The 17,843-nt window shown below is 45.5% G+C and carries 14 protein-coding genes; 13 read left to right on the top strand and 1 reads right to left on the bottom strand.

Annotation, left to right across the window (positions count from 1 at the left end; all coding sequences use genetic code 11):
* Positions 1–29: 29 nt before the first annotated feature.
* A complete protein-coding gene (locus ASG85_RS16715) occupies positions 30–1,235 on the bottom strand; it encodes an ROK family protein (RefSeq protein ID WP_156396637.1) in 1,206 nt (401 codons plus the stop codon).
* Between the two features lie 243 nt (positions 1,236–1,478).
* Here ASG85_RS16715 and ASG85_RS16710 point away from each other — a divergent pair, with 243 nt between their 5' ends.
* The 13 genes from ASG85_RS16710 (at position 1,479) to ASG85_RS16650 (ending at position 17,821) form a co-directional block, all read left to right on the top strand.
* Positions 1,479–2,417 carry a sugar phosphate isomerase/epimerase family protein gene (locus tag ASG85_RS16710; protein ID WP_060647043.1) on the top strand — a complete coding sequence of 313 codons (939 nt, stop codon included), beginning with the start codon at positions 1,479–1,481 and terminating at the stop codon, positions 2,415–2,417.
* Between the two features lie 144 nt (positions 2,418–2,561).
* Positions 2,562–3,359 (top strand): sugar phosphate isomerase/epimerase family protein, encoded by a 798-nt coding sequence (locus ASG85_RS16705; protein ID WP_060647041.1) that lies wholly within the window; start codon positions 2,562–2,564, stop codon positions 3,357–3,359.
* Between the two features lie 16 nt (positions 3,360–3,375).
* The gene (locus ASG85_RS16700; protein ID WP_057304914.1) at positions 3,376–4,341 is read left to right on the top strand and encodes an ABC transporter permease; all 966 of its coding nucleotides are present in this window, start codon (positions 3,376–3,378) and stop codon (positions 4,339–4,341) included.
* 33 nt (positions 4,342–4,374) lie between these two features.
* Positions 4,375–5,256 carry a carbohydrate ABC transporter permease gene (locus ASG85_RS16695; RefSeq protein WP_060647040.1) on the top strand — a complete coding sequence of 294 codons (882 nt, stop codon included), beginning with the start codon at positions 4,375–4,377 and terminating at the stop codon, positions 5,254–5,256.
* 29 nt (positions 5,257–5,285) lie between these two features.
* Complete coding sequence (locus ASG85_RS16690; protein WP_060647038.1) at positions 5,286–6,821, top strand: extracellular solute-binding protein; 1,536 nt, start codon at positions 5,286–5,288, stop codon at positions 6,819–6,821.
* Positions 6,822–6,844: 23 nt separating this feature from the next.
* Positions 6,845–7,873 (top strand): Gfo/Idh/MocA family protein, encoded by a 1,029-nt coding sequence (locus tag ASG85_RS16685; RefSeq protein ID WP_060647036.1) that lies wholly within the window; start codon positions 6,845–6,847, stop codon positions 7,871–7,873.
* Between the two features lie 32 nt (positions 7,874–7,905).
* A complete protein-coding gene (locus tag ASG85_RS16680) occupies positions 7,906–8,898 on the top strand; it encodes a hydroxyacid dehydrogenase (RefSeq protein WP_060647034.1) in 993 nt (330 codons plus the stop codon).
* A gap of 42 nt (positions 8,899–8,940) precedes the next feature.
* Positions 8,941–9,972 (top strand): zinc-dependent alcohol dehydrogenase, encoded by a 1,032-nt coding sequence (locus ASG85_RS16675; protein WP_060647032.1) that lies wholly within the window; start codon positions 8,941–8,943, stop codon positions 9,970–9,972.
* Between the two features lie 701 nt (positions 9,973–10,673).
* Positions 10,674–11,936: a glucuronate isomerase gene (locus tag ASG85_RS16670; protein WP_235550150.1), complete on the top strand. Its 1,263-nt coding sequence runs from the start codon at positions 10,674–10,676 to the stop codon at positions 11,934–11,936.
* Positions 11,937–12,057: 121 nt separating this feature from the next.
* Positions 12,058–13,014 carry an ABC transporter permease gene (locus ASG85_RS16665; RefSeq protein ID WP_060647030.1) on the top strand — a complete coding sequence of 319 codons (957 nt, stop codon included), beginning with the start codon at positions 12,058–12,060 and terminating at the stop codon, positions 13,012–13,014.
* A 28-nt stretch (positions 13,015–13,042) separates the two neighbouring features.
* A complete protein-coding gene (locus tag ASG85_RS16660; RefSeq protein WP_057307115.1) occupies positions 13,043–13,912 on the top strand; it encodes a carbohydrate ABC transporter permease in 870 nt (289 codons plus the stop codon).
* 28 nt (positions 13,913–13,940) lie between these two features.
* A complete protein-coding gene (locus tag ASG85_RS16655; protein WP_060647028.1) occupies positions 13,941–15,512 on the top strand; it encodes an extracellular solute-binding protein in 1,572 nt (523 codons plus the stop codon).
* A gap of 734 nt (positions 15,513–16,246) precedes the next feature.
* Positions 16,247–17,821 (top strand): extracellular solute-binding protein, encoded by a 1,575-nt coding sequence (locus ASG85_RS16650; RefSeq protein WP_060647027.1) that lies wholly within the window; start codon positions 16,247–16,249, stop codon positions 17,819–17,821.
* Positions 17,822–17,843: the final 22 nt, after the last annotated feature.

Here is a 17,843-nt window from a genome sequence, read left to right as displayed (position 1 = left end):
ACTATGCAATCTAATGTGGAGATTTGTTTTTACTGAATCATTGTAAAAGAAAAATGTTGATCAAGCGCAAAGTTGATTGCACCGAGTGCTCCGCCGATTTCAGGCAATACGGCGGTATCTACCGCTATTCCGGCAGATAGAGCCATCATGGACCGCTGCTTCATAACTTTGGTGGCGGTTTGTACATAGGTGCTGCACATACTGGGGATGGATCCTCCAAGAATGATTGCCTCGGGATTCAGTAAATTGACCAGATTAGCCAGAGCAATGCCGAGATAAGTGGCGGCATGATTAACGACGCGTATCGCCAATTCATCGCCCTGATCTGCGGCCAAGCAAACGTCCCTTGCCTGGAGAAGTTGGAGGTCGTTTCCTTGTACTACATCTGTAAGCAAACTTTCCTCTTGACCGGAGCGAAGCTGTCTGCGGGCTTCCTGTTCGATAGCTGAAGCCGTAGCGTATAGGTGCAAACATCCGTTATTTCCACAAGGACATACAGGTCCATCTGGTTCAACTGTAATATGCCCGAGCTCACCTGCCCCGCCGAATGAACCGGACACCAACTGCCGATCATTAAAGATTCCGGCAGCTATGCCGGAGCCGACCCCGACATAAATCATATGCTTGTAGCTGCTTCCTGAACCGAATCGGCATTCGGCAAGCCCGCGGGCGCGGTGCCTGTTTATGGCCACGGTGGGCCAACCAAGCTTTTTACTTACTATTTCCTCGATGTTCACGTTAGACCAGCCCAAATCGGATGCGCTCCTAATAATACCTCGTCTCGTATCGACAAGACCTGGCACTCCCAGACCGAACATTTTGATGACCTCTATGTCCAATTCCTTCACAAACTTTGAGGTTTGATCAGTCAATTCCTGGATGGCTGTCTCGGGCTGGGATGAGCTGACGGGTATTTTTGTCATATGTAGGACATTGCCAAGTAAGTCAAACACGCCTAGCGTCCATACTTGATTGTCTAAATCGGCACCCATAATGCCATGGGATCCTGGCACAAGCTCTAGAGAAATAGCTGGACGCCCACCCGTGGATGGGGCTTTTTCCGTTTCTTTGACAAGATTCCAATCCATTAGCTCAGAAATTGTTGAAGAGATGGTAGCCCTGCTCAGTTCCGTAACTTTGGTCAATTTAATCCGAGGCATGGATCCGTGCATGCGCAAGGCTTGAATGATACTGGTTTTGCTGCCCTTTTGATCACTTTTATTAGGAATTATCATGAACTTCACCGTCGCTATATCATTATGTCATTAAATCGATTATACCTGAACCTATAGTTATAAGGGTAGTGTACTCACTTTAATAAAAAATAGAACAAAGTTCAATATATTTTTACTTAATAGAAACAAATTTCACTACAAATTTCATTTAAAATTAATACTTAATTTAAATATTGACGTAAGTATGGCGTTTGAATTATGATATCCTCATATTAATGAAAGCGCTATTACGGAGGGGATAGGATGAAAGCGATGATCGTCTTAGGCGGTAATATGTATGATGATTCTACAATCGAGCATTTTTTGAAAGATGCGGCTGCGATTGGTTATGAGGGTGTCGAGATTCGTGGTGTTGGTGAGTTGAAAGACGGTCATATCTCGCAAGAACGGGCGGAGCAAATTAAAGATTTGCTTGAAGGCTATCGTCTAACACCTATCAATCTGTCTCTGTTTGTAGGGAATTTCGCCTGCAATTCAGAGGAGGAAAATAATGCCGAGTTTCTGAAATGGGGGCGTTATCTCAATTTTGCCTCAACAATCGGATGCCGCATGATGAGATTGAATCCAGGATTTCAGCATCCCGATGAAGTTTCTAAGGATGACTTTGCGAAAGCTGTGAAGTGGTTTCAACTATGTGCCGATGCTGCAAGAGAACGCAATATCCGAGCGGTTATTGAAATGCACCATGGAACACTATGTGATACGGCAGATTCGTCAATCGCCTTTGTTGAAGCGGTAGGACGAAGTAATGTAGGGCTAATAATAGATCCGGTCAACTTGTATCAGGTACCGACTGATTATGGGATAGAAACCATTAAACGATTAAAGCCATACCTCTTCAATGTTCATATCAAAGATATCGTGGAATTGAAAGGAAACCAGTATCCTTGGGCTTTCGAATATAGTGATTATGTGCCGCATATCGGCCGATACCACCGGGTCATGCCAAAACAGGGCAAACAGGAAGAACAATATTATTGTCACCGGCTTATTAATCAGGGCGGTATCGACTGGTACGAAGTGTTCCGGGGGCTGGAGCAAGTCGGGTACAACGGCTACCTCACCGTTGAAAGTGTAAGCAAGCCTGGCTCCGATCTTCCCGTACATACCGAGTTGGCGCAGCAATGTTACAAAGATGTGCAGCAGTTGCTAAGTATCACAAAATCTAATGTCAACGTATGAGAAAACCTCTATCGAGGCCATTCAAAGATGAGCGACCGCGTTTAGAGGTAGGTTTTATCGCCAATAAGAAAGTGGTTTTCGTGATCCGAAAACTCATACTTTCTTATGTGGTAAAAAGTTCGACTGAGGGAGTGTTGCACTGCTGTGGAAAATTCAGAAAAGCCATTTTCTTTTTCACTCTTTGTCAAGCATTGGAAAGATAAGCCGGCACCAGAGCTAGCCCGCTTTGTAAGCAGAATCGGTTTTGACGGCATTGAGCTTCCCGTGCGCGCCGGGTTTCAGGTTGAGCCTGAAACCGCCCAGAAAACGCTGCCGAAATTCGCTAAGCAGCTCGGTGAACAAGGGGTCAACATATACAGCGTTGCCGCTTCAACCGATGAATCGATTTTCGCCGCATGTGCGGAGGCTGGAGTGCCGCTCATCCGGATCATGGTCAACATAGATCAGGACGGCTACAAGGCGACGGAAGAACGGGCCAAGCGGAAGTTGGAAGAGCTGGTACCGCTTTGCGAGAAGTACAGCGTGAAGGTTGGCGTCCAGCAGCATTACGGGAAATTTATCATCGATTCCAATGGCATTATGCGGTTGATGGATAACCTCAGCCCAGGCCATGTCGGCGTAGTCTGGGATGCGGCGCACGACGCATTCGCGGGACAGCAGCCCGAATATGGACTGGACATCGTTTGGTCGCACCTTGCTATGGTGAACTTGAAAAACGGTTTTTTTATTCGAAGCAACGGACCCGAAGCCGAAACAGCCGAGTGGAAGCGTCACTTTACGACCGGACGGCACGGTATGGCCCACTGGCCACGGATTGCTAACTATGTAAAAGAACGAAACTATGCCGGTGTTGTATGTTTGACTGCGGAGTACACGGATCTGGCCAATAAAGACCGGTACATCGCCGAAGATCTTGCTTACGCGAAGTCGCTTTTTAAGTAAAAGGAGGCGCAGTACCATGGCAGCTCAGAGTGAATTGTATGTGGGCAGTCTCGCAAAAACCGCACCGAAAAGCAGATGGAAGCACGTGATGCACGGACTTAGACGAGACAAATTTCTTTATTTGTTGATTGCTCCTGGCGTATTGTTTTTTCTGATATTCAAATATGTTCCTATGTGGGGAGTCGTCATCGCTTTCCAAGATTACTCGCCATACTTAGGTGTAACGGGAAGTCAGTGGGTTGGCTTTGAACACTTTATCCGTTTTTTTTCAAACCAAGACTTCTATCTTCTATTTCGAAATACGATGGCTATCAGTTTGTTAAGCCTGGTGTTCTTTTTCCCGCTGCCGATCTTACTTTCCCTTTTATTGAACGAACTTCGCAATGCAATCTACAAAAAGTGGATCCAATCGATCGTGTATATGCCGCACTTTCTTTCGTGGGTTATTATCGCAGGGATTACCTTCTTGTTGTTGTCGCAGTCCTCGGGCATTGTCAATAAGATGCTAGTCAGTTTAGGGGCTGCCAAATATGACTTTTTAACGAATGAAAATAATTTCTGGGTACTGCTTACCGTACAAAACGTCTGGAAAGAGGCCGGATGGGGAACGATCATTTTCCTAGCCGCTATTGCGGGCGTGGATCCTCAGCAGTATGAAGCGGCTAAAATGGATGGAGCCAACCGTATTCGGCAAGCCTGGCACGTAACGCTGCCCGCGATCCGCAGTGTCATTGTTGTTTTGTTCATTTTGAAGCTCGGCCATATTATGGACGTTGGATTTGAGCAAGTATTTTTGATGATGAACGGCGCAGTGTCCAATGTCGCGGATGTATTCGAAACTTACGTTTATCGTCTGGGTATTCAGCAGGGACAATTCAGTTTCAGTACCGCCGTCGGTTTGTTCAAATCGGTGGTTGGATTGATTCTGGTTATTGCAGCTAATAAGCTGGCAAAACGTTTTGGCGAAGAAGGCGTGTATTAATCACCGCTTACTATCGGAAACGGGGTGAGAATAATGAAACGAAGCATAGGCGACCGCATTTTTGATACAGCGAATATCATTGTGCTTGGCATTATAGCGATCATTACGCTTTTTCCGCTTTATTATGTATTTGTCGTTTCTTTTACGGATCCGGCGGAGTACATCCAGAAGCAAGGCTATATCTTATTTCCAGAAAAATGGACATTGGATTCTTACAAATATTTGTTGTCTACGTCGGCTTTTCAAAGCGCAACGATGATCAGTGGTTTTCTAGCTACTGTTGGAACCGCACTCAGCCTGGTGATAACAGCTGCGCTCGCATATGGTTTATCCCGTAAGCGGTTGCAGGGTAGAAGACTAATCATGTTATTGATTCTTATTACGCTTTTGTTCAGTCCGGGATTGATCCCGCCTTACTTGCTGGTTCGCGATTTGGGCTTGATTAACAGCGTCTGGTCATTGATTTTACCGGTCCTAACCAGTGGGTGGTACGTCATCCTGATGAAAAGCTTCTTCGACAGCATTCCGGTTGAGTTGGAGGAATCCGCTATCATCGACGGATCAACTGATATCGGCGTTTTTTTCCGTATCGTCCTTCCGCTGTCGCTTCCCGCACTTGCCGCATTCGGGTTATTTTACGCAGTGGCTTACTGGAACACATTCTTTAGTGCCGTATTATACATCAATGATCATGTCAAGTGGCCGCTGCAGCTCGTGCTACGCAATATGTTGATCGACTCGTCGACTCAAGCGGGGGGATCAGCTGCAGCTGAAATGATGGCAGAACAAAATATCCCTACCGAAACTTTAAAAATGGCTGCAGTCGTTATAGCGACGCTTCCAATCCTGTGTGTTTATCCGTTCCTACAAAAGCATTTTGCTAAAGGCGTCATGCTGGGTTCGGTGAAAGGATAATCTTTTTAAAATGAATGAGGAGGGTTAGTATGAAAGAAATAGGAAGGGTCATAACATCTAAAGCGGTGCCTGCATCTCTAGCATTCATCATGGTAGCATCAGTCTTATCGGCTTGTTCCGGCGGCGCAGCGCCAGTTTCAACAACAGGAACAACCGGTACTGCAGACGGTGGTAAACCAACGGAAATCAGCATTTTCACCGAGTTTAGCACACCGGAGCCACCGGCAGCTGATAACCCAGTTACGAAGGAATTCGAGAAGCGTACGAATACCAAGCTGAATATTACCTGGGCATCTCCAAACGCATGGGAAGAGAAGCAAAACGTTATGCTGGCTTCAGGTGAACTGCCTGATCTGATGAAGATCAAGGACATGAAACAAACGCAGGCGATCAACATGATTAAGCAAGGCGCGTTTTGGGATTTGACGCCTTATCTGAAGGATTTTAAAAATCTATCGGCTTATCCGAAAGAAATTATGGACAGTGTCAAAGTGAATGGCAAACAATATATCCTGCCGTCGGTACGTCCGCTTCATGGAAGCAGTTTCTTTAATATCCGCCAAGATTGGCTGGATAACGTAGGGCTGAAGATGCCGCATACAATGGATGAGTTCTATACAGCATTAAAAGCATTCGTTGATAAAGACCCCGACAAGAACGGCAAATCTGACACATATGGTTATAACGGTAAAAACTGGGAAAAAGTTATCGATATTTTCAACAAAAGTAACGGTAAATGGAAAGAAGCAGGCGGCAAGCTGGTTGACACTGATCTGGAACAGGGAACAAGAGACGGACTTATTTATCTAAACAAAATGTATAAGGATAAAATATTGCCTGAAGACTTCATTGCTATGAAAACCACCGATTTTGAAAACATGGCGAAAGCGGGCAAAGTCGGTGTCCAAATGGATACCACAGAAGGTGTTTTCCGTTCTACGGAAGGTGCACAAAAGCTTGATCCGAAAGCCGATTTTGTTGCTATGACTTATCTTGAAAGCCCAACTGGTAAAATGGTTCATACGGGCTCCGGATTTGCCGGGCTATACGTGATCCCGAAAAAAGTCCCTGAAGCCAAAATGAAGAAAATCCTGGCTTTGATGGATTACGGCGCGTCCGAGGAAGGCTTTGAATTGGCCTGCTACGGCCTTAAGGATATCCACTTCAAGGTGGTAGACGGCTTCAAAATGGCTACAGAGCAAGCAGTCAAAGACAGTGTATCGCAAAGCTCATTCGGTAAAATCTTCGAAAGATTTGATCCGTACCTGTGGGCCTACCGCGTAGGTATGCCGAAAGCAATCTTCGAACGTAACAAGAAAATCGTTGACGATCGTTCAAATTACGGCGTATCCGATGTATCGATCGGTCTGTTGTCTGACGTCGATCTGAAAATGGGACCGGATTATAAGAAGAAGATGGACGATATGAAAGTAAAAGTAATCATGGGTAAAGAACCGATCGAATCATGGGATGCTATGGTTAAATCGTTCAAAGCGGACGCCAATTACATGAAGATGATCGACGAGTTCAACCAGGCATTTCAAGACAGAAAAAACGGTAAATAAGTAGAGAAAAGGAGCGAGAGTCCATGCTGCAAAAATTGCGATTGGCTGTTGTTGGATTGGGACGCGTATCGAAGTCCCATCTTCCGGCAGTACGGGAGCTGGCTGAACAAATTGAATTGGTTGCCCTTATATCTCGCGATGAAGGTAAATTGCGGTCGGAAGCTGAAAAGTGGGAAGGGGTGAAAACCTATACTTCCTATGATGACGCAGTCAATGATCCGGATATCGACGCTTTCCTTCTGCTTCTACCGCATGATATTCACGCGGAATATTCGATTAAGGCGCTTCGTGCCGGCAAGCATGTGCTGGTTGAAAAGCCAATGGCGATGAATGTGCAGGAAGCAGAGGAGATGCTAGAAACTGCGGAAGCCAACAACGTCACTTTAATGATCGGGCAAAGCCGCCGTTTTTATAAACCAGTGATGGAATCGATCCGTCAGGTGAGAGAGAAAGCTATCGGCGATTTAATTAATATCAACGCGTTGCTTCTGGCGCATATGGATAAGCCGGCAGCAGAATGGTGGAAGGACGAATCGAAAATCGGTGGATTTATTATTCCACTTTGGGGAAGCCACATTCTTGACTATATGCTATGGGCTTACGGTAGAGCCCCTCTGTCGGTCTATGCTCAGGGACATTCCAACAACCCGAATTGGACCGGGGAGGATGAAGTCGCCATTTCCATAAATTTTGGCGAAGGCCGGATGGCGAATGTATGGATGTCGTTCAATGCAGGCTGCCGCCCGACGGATGAAGTTGGTCTTACAGGAAAGCGTATATGGTCTACGCAGAACAGCATTTACGATCGATATTTAATCGGATCGAACGGTTTGCTGCATCTGAAAGATGAATACGAGCTTAGTTTGAATGGAGAGAAACTGGAAACGTGTGAAACCAATTTCGCTAATTTCACATGGCAGCTTGAGGAATTTGTGGGCGCTATACGAGAAGGACGTCAGCCGCTGGCTTCAGGCCGGGAAATCATCCAGGTGATGAAGGTCATCGACGGTTGCTTTGAATCGATGCGGACTGGTCAGGTTGTGCAGCTCTAATCCTTGAGGGAAAACGAAGGAGGACTTTTGCAATGAAGTTAAAAACCTTGGTGCTTTCACCGCAATCTCGTTTGGACGAAGTATGTTCGGAGGCGTGCCTTGTGAGAATAAATGAACATTTCGAGCCGGTGTGGAATGAGACAGGACGCGACTATACACAGGATGAGTTATCAGCGCTGGTTGCGGATGCGGAAGTGATTATTTCCAGCTGGGGCTCCCCCAGCTTGACAGACGAAATGCTTGAGAAGGCCGTCAAGCTTCGCGCCATTGGCCATGCGGCTGGAACTGTGAAGAACCTTGTTCCTAAGCAGATTTTCTCTCGCGGAGTCAAAGTATTTTCTGCAGCTCCGAGAATTGCGTTAAGTGTAGGAGAATATTGCTTGGCTGCGCTGTTAACATCTCTGCGGTATTTGCCTGCTTTCGATTCCACGATGCGGGAAGGGAAATGGAAGATTCCCGGTTTGAAGGGAAGAGAGCTTACCGGCAGCACGGTCGGTATCATTTCAGCTAGCTCTACGGCTCGCGCTTTTATCAAATTGCTTGCGCCGTTTCAAGTCAATGTGTTCATTTACGATCCCTATTTGACGGAAGAAGCGGCAGCCCGGCTGAATGCTAAGAGGGCAACACTGGAGGAAGTTATGAGCTGCCCCATCATTTCGGTGCATGCGCCAAAGCTTCCCGCTACGGAAAGAATGCTAACCCGTGAATTGTTGGCACTTATTCCGGATGGTGCGATCTTCATTAACTCTTCCAGAGGCCCTGTGGTGGATGAGCAGGCCTTTATGGAAGGGCTTCAAAGCGGACGATTCTTTGCCGCACTTGATGTGTTTGAGAAGGAGCCTCTTGCTGCGGATCATCCTATTCGGTCTCTGCCGAATGTTCTTCTATCTCCCCATATTGCCGGAGCTTCTGTACAAGGCCATCTTGCGTTGATGGAGGAAGTGGTTGAAGACATCATCAGAAGCTTGCGGGAAGAAAAGACGACGTATGAAGTAACCGAGAAAATGTGGGAAGTCATGGCCTAGCAGGTCGCAGAGTCCGTTTATATCGGAAGGAGAAATAAGCAGATGGTTAGAAAAATGTCCGTTCCTCCTATGGAATTGGTAGATTATGATGGTCCCGGAACGCAGATGTGTGCGGTTATGGATGCCATCGGAGAGATTAGTGTCAGACGGGCTTTAATTCCGGAACCCAAGGAAGGCGAAGTACGCGTCAAGGTCAAGTGGGTCGGTATTTGTGGGAGTGACGTTGAGGTGTTCCGTGGTGCGCGCGAGCCTGAATTTATTTCGTACCCGACCAGGCTGGGACATGAAGTTTCAGGGGTTATTGATAAGGTCGGCCCTAATGTAATTGGCGTTAAGGAAGGCGATCATGTAGCTTTGCGGTATGTTTGGGGCGCGTTTGCTGAATATGTATGCTGCACCCCTTTTTCCCTCAAGGTTTTGCCCAAAGACTTGCCGTTAATCGAGGGTTCGCTGATTGAAGTTCTTCCGGGTATCATCCATGCGGCAGAACTCGGGGACATTTCCCCTAATAAGAACGTGCTGATCACTGGGCAAGGTGTCAGCGGTTTAGTGATGACCCAAGTCATAAATATGTTTAGCCCGAGAAATTTGGTCGTAACGGATTTGTTTGACGAGAAACTGGCGCTAGCACGCAAATATGGCGCCACGCATACTTATAAAATCCCTCATGAACATGCGGATACCATGGATATCGTGGGAGCAGACTTCCCGGATGGCTTTGACGTGGTCATTCCTTGTCTTCTGGAAGGAGCTGGAATGGTAGACGCAATTAATGCAGCAGCGCAGAACGGACGTATTGTAATGTACGGCTGCATCGGCACCTGTCATAAGCCGGTTGATTTCTTCAAGGTTCATAAAAAACGGTTGGATATTCTTTCAACGGAACCTAAGCGGGACATCGACAACCGGCGCTACTTCGATGAAGGGCTGCGGCTGGTCCTTGACGGATTAGTTAACACCGAGGAAATGATTACTCACGTCGTTCCCCTCGCGGAAGTCGCCCGGGCATTCCAATTGAGGAATGAACATAAAGGAGATACCATTCACGTCATGATTGACTGCGAAGTCAAATAGCCTCAAGACAAACCGCCTAAAGGAAACCTCCTTAGGGCGGTTTATTCATATAATTAGGCAAGTTGTACAGCGTACAACAATTTTCTTGATTTCTTCTTAACAAGCTAAGAATGTTGTATGTTTGAGACCGTCGCTTGATTCATTATGCCTCCTCATAACTGGTATTCAAAACTCCAAAATTCGATTTTAGTGTCATTCGGCTTTCGTGAGGGTAAATGGGTTATAGTAGATTATCAATGTTGTATTTTCTACAACAATGTACACGCCTAAAGGCGATTTTGCAGCTTGAAGTTGCAGTTTGTACAACATTTTGAGCCCATACGTTGCGAAATGGGCCTTATCGGGCCTAATTGTTGTACATTTTGCAACAACGAAGGGAGAGAGGCGAGATTTAGGCTGCAATTGTTGCACTTTTTACAACATCATTCAACCGCGAATATGGATTTCATTCATCTAGCCCCTACAGTTGAGCATATATGACGATTGATCACAATTTATGAAACCTCAATTAACGCAAGATTAGATAAATGAATCGACGGTCTTTGTTTTACAGCAATTTAACCTTTTTATAAGCTAAAGGGCAATGCTTCGCATTAACCTTTACAAACACAGTAGTCCAAGGACGGCGTAAGCCGTTCTTTTTGTTTTGTCTCTTGACTGAGGGACATCATAAAAAATCACAACCCAGCGGAAGTTATCCCATGGAACAGATGGAGCAACCATTGTACCATCAGGACATAGATGTTATAGAAGGAGGAAAAGGAACGAATATGGAGATGAAAAACGGTAAGGAAGCGTTTGAGGAACGTATCATGCAGCTGCCTGTTTTGGATACTCACACCCACCTTGTGGGCGATCGTCTATGTGCAAGCGACTTCTGGGAAATTGCGCATTATTTCTGGTTGTTTCGCGAGCTGCAGGCTGCAGGCTATCCGGCGAATGCCATGGAGCTCCCAGAGGATTCACGTATCGCTGCCTTTTTGGAAGCTTACCATGGATCAAGAAACACGATGATGAATGTGGTGTTGACCCAAATTTTCAAAAATCTATATGGCATTGTGATCAGCGACGCTGCCTCAGTACGGAAAGCTGACGAAGCTGTCAAACAGACCGCGCAAAGTGTCACATGGGCGCAAGAGGTCGCAGATCGTATGAACGTTCGCAGGTTCGTCGTGAATATACCCGAGCATACGGAGTTCCAAGGCATGCGAGAGAACGCCATACTGATTCCGCGAATTGACGGGAAATTGGGCGGATGGGTCAAAGAAGTCGAGTTCTCTCATAACCCGGCTGAGGCATTCACTCAAGCGCGTGAGAAGCTTAAGCAACTACTTGACGAGTACAAGGAAGCCGGTTACGTGGGCATCATGACGACATTGCCAAGCTATGAAGCTAGGGCGAACCGCAAGGTTGTGATCGGGCAAGGCAGCACGAAGGATGAGATATTAATGATGCTTCTGCACGAGTTAGGTGCTGCTGCTGAGCAGAGAGGACTTCTCATTCAGTTATTTCTCGGCGTGGAACGTTCCTGGTGCGGAACAGCTACCCCGGTCAATGACCCGGCCCGTATCTTGAAGCTATCTGCTTTGTTTGAAGCTTATGCCTGTACCTTCGAGCTTGTGGTGGCCTCGGAGCTCAACAATCTGGATATTGTGCAAGCGGCATGGAATTTTCCGAATGTTCATGTGGGCGGACATTGGTGGTTTAACTTTCGGGCGAGTACATACCGGGATAGTATGCAGTACCGGCTAGAAGCGCTTCCGGCAATCAAAAGCTCGCTCATCGTATCCGATGCCCGTTGTATGGAATGGAGCTACGGCAAGATTTTACTTGTCAAACGGATTGTGAGCGATTTCCTGTGGGGGCAACTCGAAGCTGGCTGGATCGATCAGGATACGGCCTTATTTGTTGCTGAGAATTGGTTGTACGGAAGTGCGGCGAAGCGCTATGGCATCGTTCGTTGATTCTGATTTTCCAATCGTAAAAAAACACAAAGCCCTATAAGTTTCACCATCGCTACCTCCAGACAACCCAAGTAAGATGAAGAAGACAAATTGAAGCAGCATACAAGAAGGGGAGGAAACCATGGCCAGTAAAATACAGCCATCCGATCGAACGGTTTACGATTTTTCATCGCAGAGTCAGAAATGGGCTTTTGTGCGAAAGCATTGGCCGATTTACGTGATCTCATTACCGGGAATTATTTATTTCTTACTTTTTAAATATATCCCGTTATTCGGCTCCGTCATCGCGTTTCAAAACTACAACATTTTCAAAGGTATTAAAGGAAGTAAATGGGTTGGTTTGGAACATTTCCAACGAATGTTCGAGTATACGGATTTCCTTCAAATTTTGAAAAATACGATATTAATCGGTATTTACGATATGTGCTTCGCTTTTCCAGTTCCGATCATTCTGGCTCTTCTCATCAATGAAGTGCGAGTGATGATGTATAAGCGGATTGTTCAAACCGTAGTCTATATGCCGCATTTCCTGTCATGGGTCATCGTAGGCGGAGTTGTCGTAGGGGTATTATCGCCGTCCACGGGAATCGTTAATCATTTGCTATCCTTATTTAATATCGAACCTATTTATTTCTTAGGCGAGAATACCTATATTCGGACCATTCTAATCAGCTCCGGGGTGTGGAAGGATAGCGGATGGGGAACCATCATCTATTTAGCTGCGATTGCTGGTATCAACCCCGATCTGTATGAAGCTGCACAAATCGATGGAGCCAGCCGTATTCGTCAAGTGTTCTCCATCACAATTCCGAGTATTTTGCCAACGATTGTCATTTTATTCTTACTGCATATCGGTAATTTTCTAGATTTCGGTTTCGAACGCGTCTTTGTATTTCTTAACCCGCTTAACAATGAGAATGGGGAGATTATTGATACGTTTGTGTACCGGGCAGGGCTTGTTGATCGTCAATACAGCTACACGACCGCCATTGGTTTGTTCAAGTCGGTTGTGGGTCTTATGTTAATCATGATCAGTAATACGTTTAGTAAAAAGTTGACCGGAGAAGGTTTGTACTGATACGGAAGGAGACAGGAGGTGAATCGCTATGATTATGACAAGAGGCCATAAAATTTTTAATATATTCAACATCATTTTGCTAGGTATCATTGGATTGAGCATGGTGCTTCCCCTTATTCACATTATTGCGCAGTCATTAAGCAATAACACGGCCATAAATGCGGGGAAGGTATCACTGTGGCCAGTTGGCTTCACACTGGGAAGCTATAAACTTATTTTACAGGACCCGACGATATGGATTGGGTTTCGGAATAGTGTCATAATTACGGTTTTTGGCACCTTGATCAACCTGTTTATGACAACAACGCTAGCTTATCCTTTATCTAGACCTGAATATTTGTTCCGTAGATCGATTCTCGTGATGGTGCTGTTTACCCTTATTTTCAGCGCACCGTTAATTCCGAACTATTTATTAGTGAAACAGTTAGGGCTTCTTAATACACTTTGGGCTTTAATGCTTCCTATGGCGATAAGCGCGTTTAATTTATTCGTTATGCGTTCATTTTTCCTGAACTTACCGACGGAGCTGCTGGATTCGGCAAGAATTGACGGGTGCGGGGAGTTTCGGATATTGTGGAATATTGTACTGCCTCTTTCGAAACCTGCAATGGCTACGATGGGCATCATGTACGCAGTGGGTCATTGGAACCGTTATGCAGAGGCTGTGTTTTATATCGATCATCGCAATTGGATTCCGCTGCAAGTGCGGCTAAGAGAAATTGTATTTACAGATCAAATGGGGCAATCGGACGTTTCTTCGGAATTAATGCTATTATTATCACCTGAAGGGATTAAGATGGCAGTCATTGTCGTGGCTACAATCCCCATCCTTTGCGTATATCCGTTCCTGCAGAAGCACTTTATCCAAGGGATGATGGTAGGTTCAGTGAAATCCTGATATTTTCTTTTGGAAAGAAGGGGTTCTTTTGAAAAAAGTTACAAGTGTCGCGATCGTCGCTGTAATGTCTATTGGTACTTTAGCAGGCTGTTCAACGGGAAAAACCGATCAGGAACAAGCAATGCCGTCATCAGTCACAACAGCGGCAAAAAAGGCACCGACCAAGTTTTCTATTTCATATCCGACCACGACTAACACTGGATACCACACTCGTGTTGACATTAACAATGACAAATGGGTGAAGAAATTGGAGGAGCTGACGAATACCGACCTTACGCTGAGAGTAACGGAAGTAAGCAAGATGGGCGTTTTGTTCGCGAGCAATGACATTCCAGATGTGGTAGGCAGCTTGGGCACTGCGACAGATAAAGCGATGTCAGGTTCCGTAGAAGCAGGAATGTTCTTGCCACTGGATGACTTGCTGAAACAGAATGCCCCTAATTTAATGAAAACAGTGCCAAAGGAAGCGTGGGACGCCGTATCCTATAATGGGAAGATTTATGGTATCCCCAACTGGTTAGAGAATCCTTCTAGACGTGCTACGTTTATTCGCACCGATTTACTTGAAAAGGCAGGTTTACAACCACCTAAAACAATCGATGAATTCCTGAATGTACTTCGAACGTTTAAGGCAATGGGTGTTAAATATCCATATGGTGCTCGTGAGAATTTGAAATATGCCGACACCGTTCTGGGTGCATTTGATGTGCTGCCTTATAAAGAACAATTCGAGTTTGTAAACGGTCAAGTTGTGCCGAAGTTTTTTGACGTGGAAAATATGACCAAAGCGCTTAACGTGATCAAGACCATGTTTGATGAAGGTTTGATGGCCAAAGAGTTCGCGACGACAACCTCGACCGATTGGTTGAAAAATATCCGCAACGGCGATGTTGGTATCTGGTCCTCCAACTTAGTCAGCTTGAATGATTTCCGGACGAACATTCCGAATGCGGTGAAAGACGCCAAGATTGATGTTATCGCTTCACCGAAGGGACCGGATGGCAAAGGCGGATATCTGATGTATCAGCCAGTCATTGGCGCTCATTACATCAACAAAAACGTGAAGCCTGAAACGGCCGCAGAAATCGTTAAATATTTCGACTGGATGACTTCAGAGGAAGCATTCAAGTTCTTTACTTTCGGTATCGAAGGCGATACGTATACAGTAGTTGACGGTAAAGTGAAATATAAGGAACCGACCAACAAAGAAGAACAAGAGGAGCAGGATCACCGTGGTACACTGCACTCCTCCCATGAAAGTACGGTTAACCGTCTGAAAATGCAAACGGATCCTAACGGACCCTACATTTTGAATGCATTTGACAATATTTTAGCAAAAGAAGGCTTATCGGGTATTGGTTTTTCTCCTAATTTGGAGGTCGATGCCAAGTACCCGGATGCCTCTTCACCAGGTTCGGATGCTGGTCCGAAGATTATTATGGATCATATGATTAAAATGATTTACGGCAAGGAACCGATTTCCGACTGGCCAAAGGTCATTGAAGAGTATAAAACCAAAGGCGGCAACGAGATCATTAAAGAAGCGACGGACCGTTATAACAATAAAAAAGGCGTGCTTTTTCTGGGTAAGAAACCGTAATAGCAGTTGAAAAAAACTGTCCCGTGAGCGGGCAGTTTTTTTGTTTTTTGGTGGCGTTTTGCTGATGAGCCAAGCCGGATCCCGATCCCAAGAACAACCAGCCGCCCCTATCGTAAATAGCTCAACCGTCTATGTCGTGTCGCTCTCCACCGTAGCCACTCCTTTTGCCAAGTAGCCAGATAATAAATGTTCAAGCACAACTGAACATATTCTTGAGTATCTATCTGACCTCGCACTCAATACTATTCACTCCGATAAGGTGCGCATCTCAAGCCTGTCATAGGCAAGACGCACCATTAATCCTCTATCTGTAAACTCAACACACACCCGGCATCAAGCGGAACGTAGATGCCTTATTTTGCTGAAAACCGCGTTTTTCACGTTTTCGCGGAACGAGGAGTCGCTATTTCCCGCTTTCGGGGTGTAAATTCAGTAAAAAGCCAAAATAGCGCCTCAACGTTCCGCGTACCGACCCCGTATCAGTATAATCAACGAAATAGCGGATCCTCGTTCCTCGCGATCATCAGATTTGCAGCTTATATATCAGAAATCACTCATCCATGGATTTGACCAGCTGTTTATCTGTATTTGGTGTTCAGTACCATCTGTGTTTAATCGTATAAAACGACATAGCGTCTTAAAATTATACATACAGGAAACGCCAACTTTTCGTTATGATACATACAGAGTCGTGAAACCGCTTGCACTTTGAAATGGAAAGAAGGGGTGTTTATATGAAAAAAACAATCAGTCTTACCCTGGCTGTCATGATGACAGCTTCTGCATTAACTGCCTGTTCTTCGGATGGAAAGGTAGCGGGAAATGCTACACCACAGCCATCGGGCAACGTGAAGAAAGCTCCGGTCAAATTCTCCCTGCTCTATCCAACGACTGTCAGTACGGGATATCATACCCGAGTACCTGATTTGAACAAGGATAAATGGATATTGAAGCTTGAGGAGTTAACGAATACGGATTTGGACGTGAAGGTCGTGGAGGATGCCAAATTCGGCGTTATGTTCGCAAGTAACGATATTCCCGACGTTGTCGGCAGTATTGGCGGTCCTGGCAGTAAGTCGATGTCCGGTTCTGTAGAGAACGGTGTTTTCATGCCGCTGGACGAGCTTTTGAAGCAGAATGGGCCGAATTTGTTAAAAGTGGTGCCCAAAGCAGCTTGGGATAGTGTTTCGTATGAAGGGAAGATTTATGGCGTTCCTGAATTTTTGAGCAATCCATCCCGTCGTTCTACGTACATTCGTACGGATTTACTAGAGAAGGCTGGGCTTCAAGCTCCTAAAACCGTAGACGAATTTCTGAATGTGCTGCGGGCCTTTAAGAAGATGGGCGTAGAGAATCCATATCAAATGAGGGAAAACTTCAAGTATGCGGACGTTATTCTAGGAGCTTTCGATGTTTTGCCTTATAAGGACCAATTTGAGTTGGTAAATGGTCAAGTAGTCCCGAAATTTTTCGATGTAGAAAATGTTCAGAAGGCACTCACCACGTACAAAACGATGTATGATGAAGGATTGATTCCTAAGGAATTCGCAACCATCACTTCTACCGATTTTACGAAAAGCATTGAGTCGGGCAAAGCGGGAATCTGGTCGCAAAATGCTTCAGGATTGCCAGGTTACCGTACGAAGGCCCAACAAGCTGTTCCTGGAGCAAAAATTGATATTATTCCTTCACCTAAAGGTCCGGAAGGAAAAGGCGGTTATTTCTATTATGCACCTGTCATTCGTTCCTTCTTCATTAATAAAAATGTGAAGCAAGAAACAGCTGCGGGAATTATTAAAATGTTTGATTGGATGGTTACTCCGGAAGCTGAAACTTTCTTTACCTTCGGAATTGAAGGCGATACTTACACCAAGGATAGCAGCGGCAAAATTACTTATAAATTCCCGACGACGAAGGAAGAAACAGATGAAGAAGGGTTCCGCAGCGGAACGATGTGGGCGGTGCATGACTCCACTTACAATAAACCAAGACTGCTGCTGAATGAAGATGGAAAAGCGACCTTGAAAGCATTCGATGAGGTTCTATCGAAGGAAGGATTGGCCGGTATCGGATTCTATCCTGATTTGAGCAGCTTCGCTAAATTTCCGGATCTTGCCGCTCCTCAGCCTGACGTAGGTCCGAAAATCATTATCGATCACATGATCAAAATGATTTACGGCAAAGAACCAATCACCGATTGGCCGAAGGTGATCGAAGAGTATAAAGCCAAGGGCGGCAATGAAATTATTAAAGAAGCAACTGAGCGCTGGAACAAGAAGCAAGGCGCGATTATGATCGATACGAAATAAACAGTTTTTCAAAAGAGGCATC

It is taken from the genome of Paenibacillus sp. Soil724D2, assembly GCF_001427935.1.
Lineage (GTDB): Bacteria > Bacillota > Bacilli > Paenibacillales > NBRC-103111 > Paenibacillus_E.
The sequence above is the reverse complement of the archived record's forward strand: the minus strand, read 5'-3'. Positions and strand labels throughout refer to the sequence as shown.

What these genes read in the sequence shown, in the direction of transcription:
- ASG85_RS16715 (WP_156396637.1), bottom strand. Translation starts at nt 1,235, where the DNA reads ATGATAATTCCTAATAAAAGTGATCAAAAGGGCAGCAAAACCAGTATC.
- ASG85_RS16710 (WP_060647043.1), top strand. Translation starts at nt 1,479, where the DNA reads ATGAAAGCGATGATCGTCTTAGGCGGTAATATGTATGATGATTCTACA.
- ASG85_RS16700 (WP_057304914.1), top strand. Translation starts at nt 3,376, where the DNA reads ATGGCAGCTCAGAGTGAATTGTATGTGGGCAGTCTCGCAAAAACCGCA.
- ASG85_RS16695 (WP_060647040.1), top strand. Translation starts at nt 4,375, where the DNA reads ATGAAACGAAGCATAGGCGACCGCATTTTTGATACAGCGAATATCATT.
- ASG85_RS16690 (WP_060647038.1), top strand. Translation starts at nt 5,286, where the DNA reads ATGAAAGAAATAGGAAGGGTCATAACATCTAAAGCGGTGCCTGCATCT.
- ASG85_RS16685 (WP_060647036.1), top strand. Translation starts at nt 6,845, where the DNA reads ATGCTGCAAAAATTGCGATTGGCTGTTGTTGGATTGGGACGCGTATCG.
- ASG85_RS16680 (WP_060647034.1), top strand. Translation starts at nt 7,906, where the DNA reads ATGAAGTTAAAAACCTTGGTGCTTTCACCGCAATCTCGTTTGGACGAA.
- ASG85_RS16675 (WP_060647032.1), top strand. Translation starts at nt 8,941, where the DNA reads ATGGTTAGAAAAATGTCCGTTCCTCCTATGGAATTGGTAGATTATGAT.
- ASG85_RS16670 (WP_235550150.1), top strand. Translation starts at nt 10,674, where the DNA reads ATGGAACAGATGGAGCAACCATTGTACCATCAGGACATAGATGTTATA.
- ASG85_RS16665 (WP_060647030.1), top strand. Translation starts at nt 12,058, where the DNA reads ATGGCCAGTAAAATACAGCCATCCGATCGAACGGTTTACGATTTTTCA.
- ASG85_RS16660 (WP_057307115.1), top strand. Translation starts at nt 13,043, where the DNA reads ATGATTATGACAAGAGGCCATAAAATTTTTAATATATTCAACATCATT.
- ASG85_RS16650 (WP_060647027.1), top strand. Translation starts at nt 16,247, where the DNA reads ATGAAAAAAACAATCAGTCTTACCCTGGCTGTCATGATGACAGCTTCT.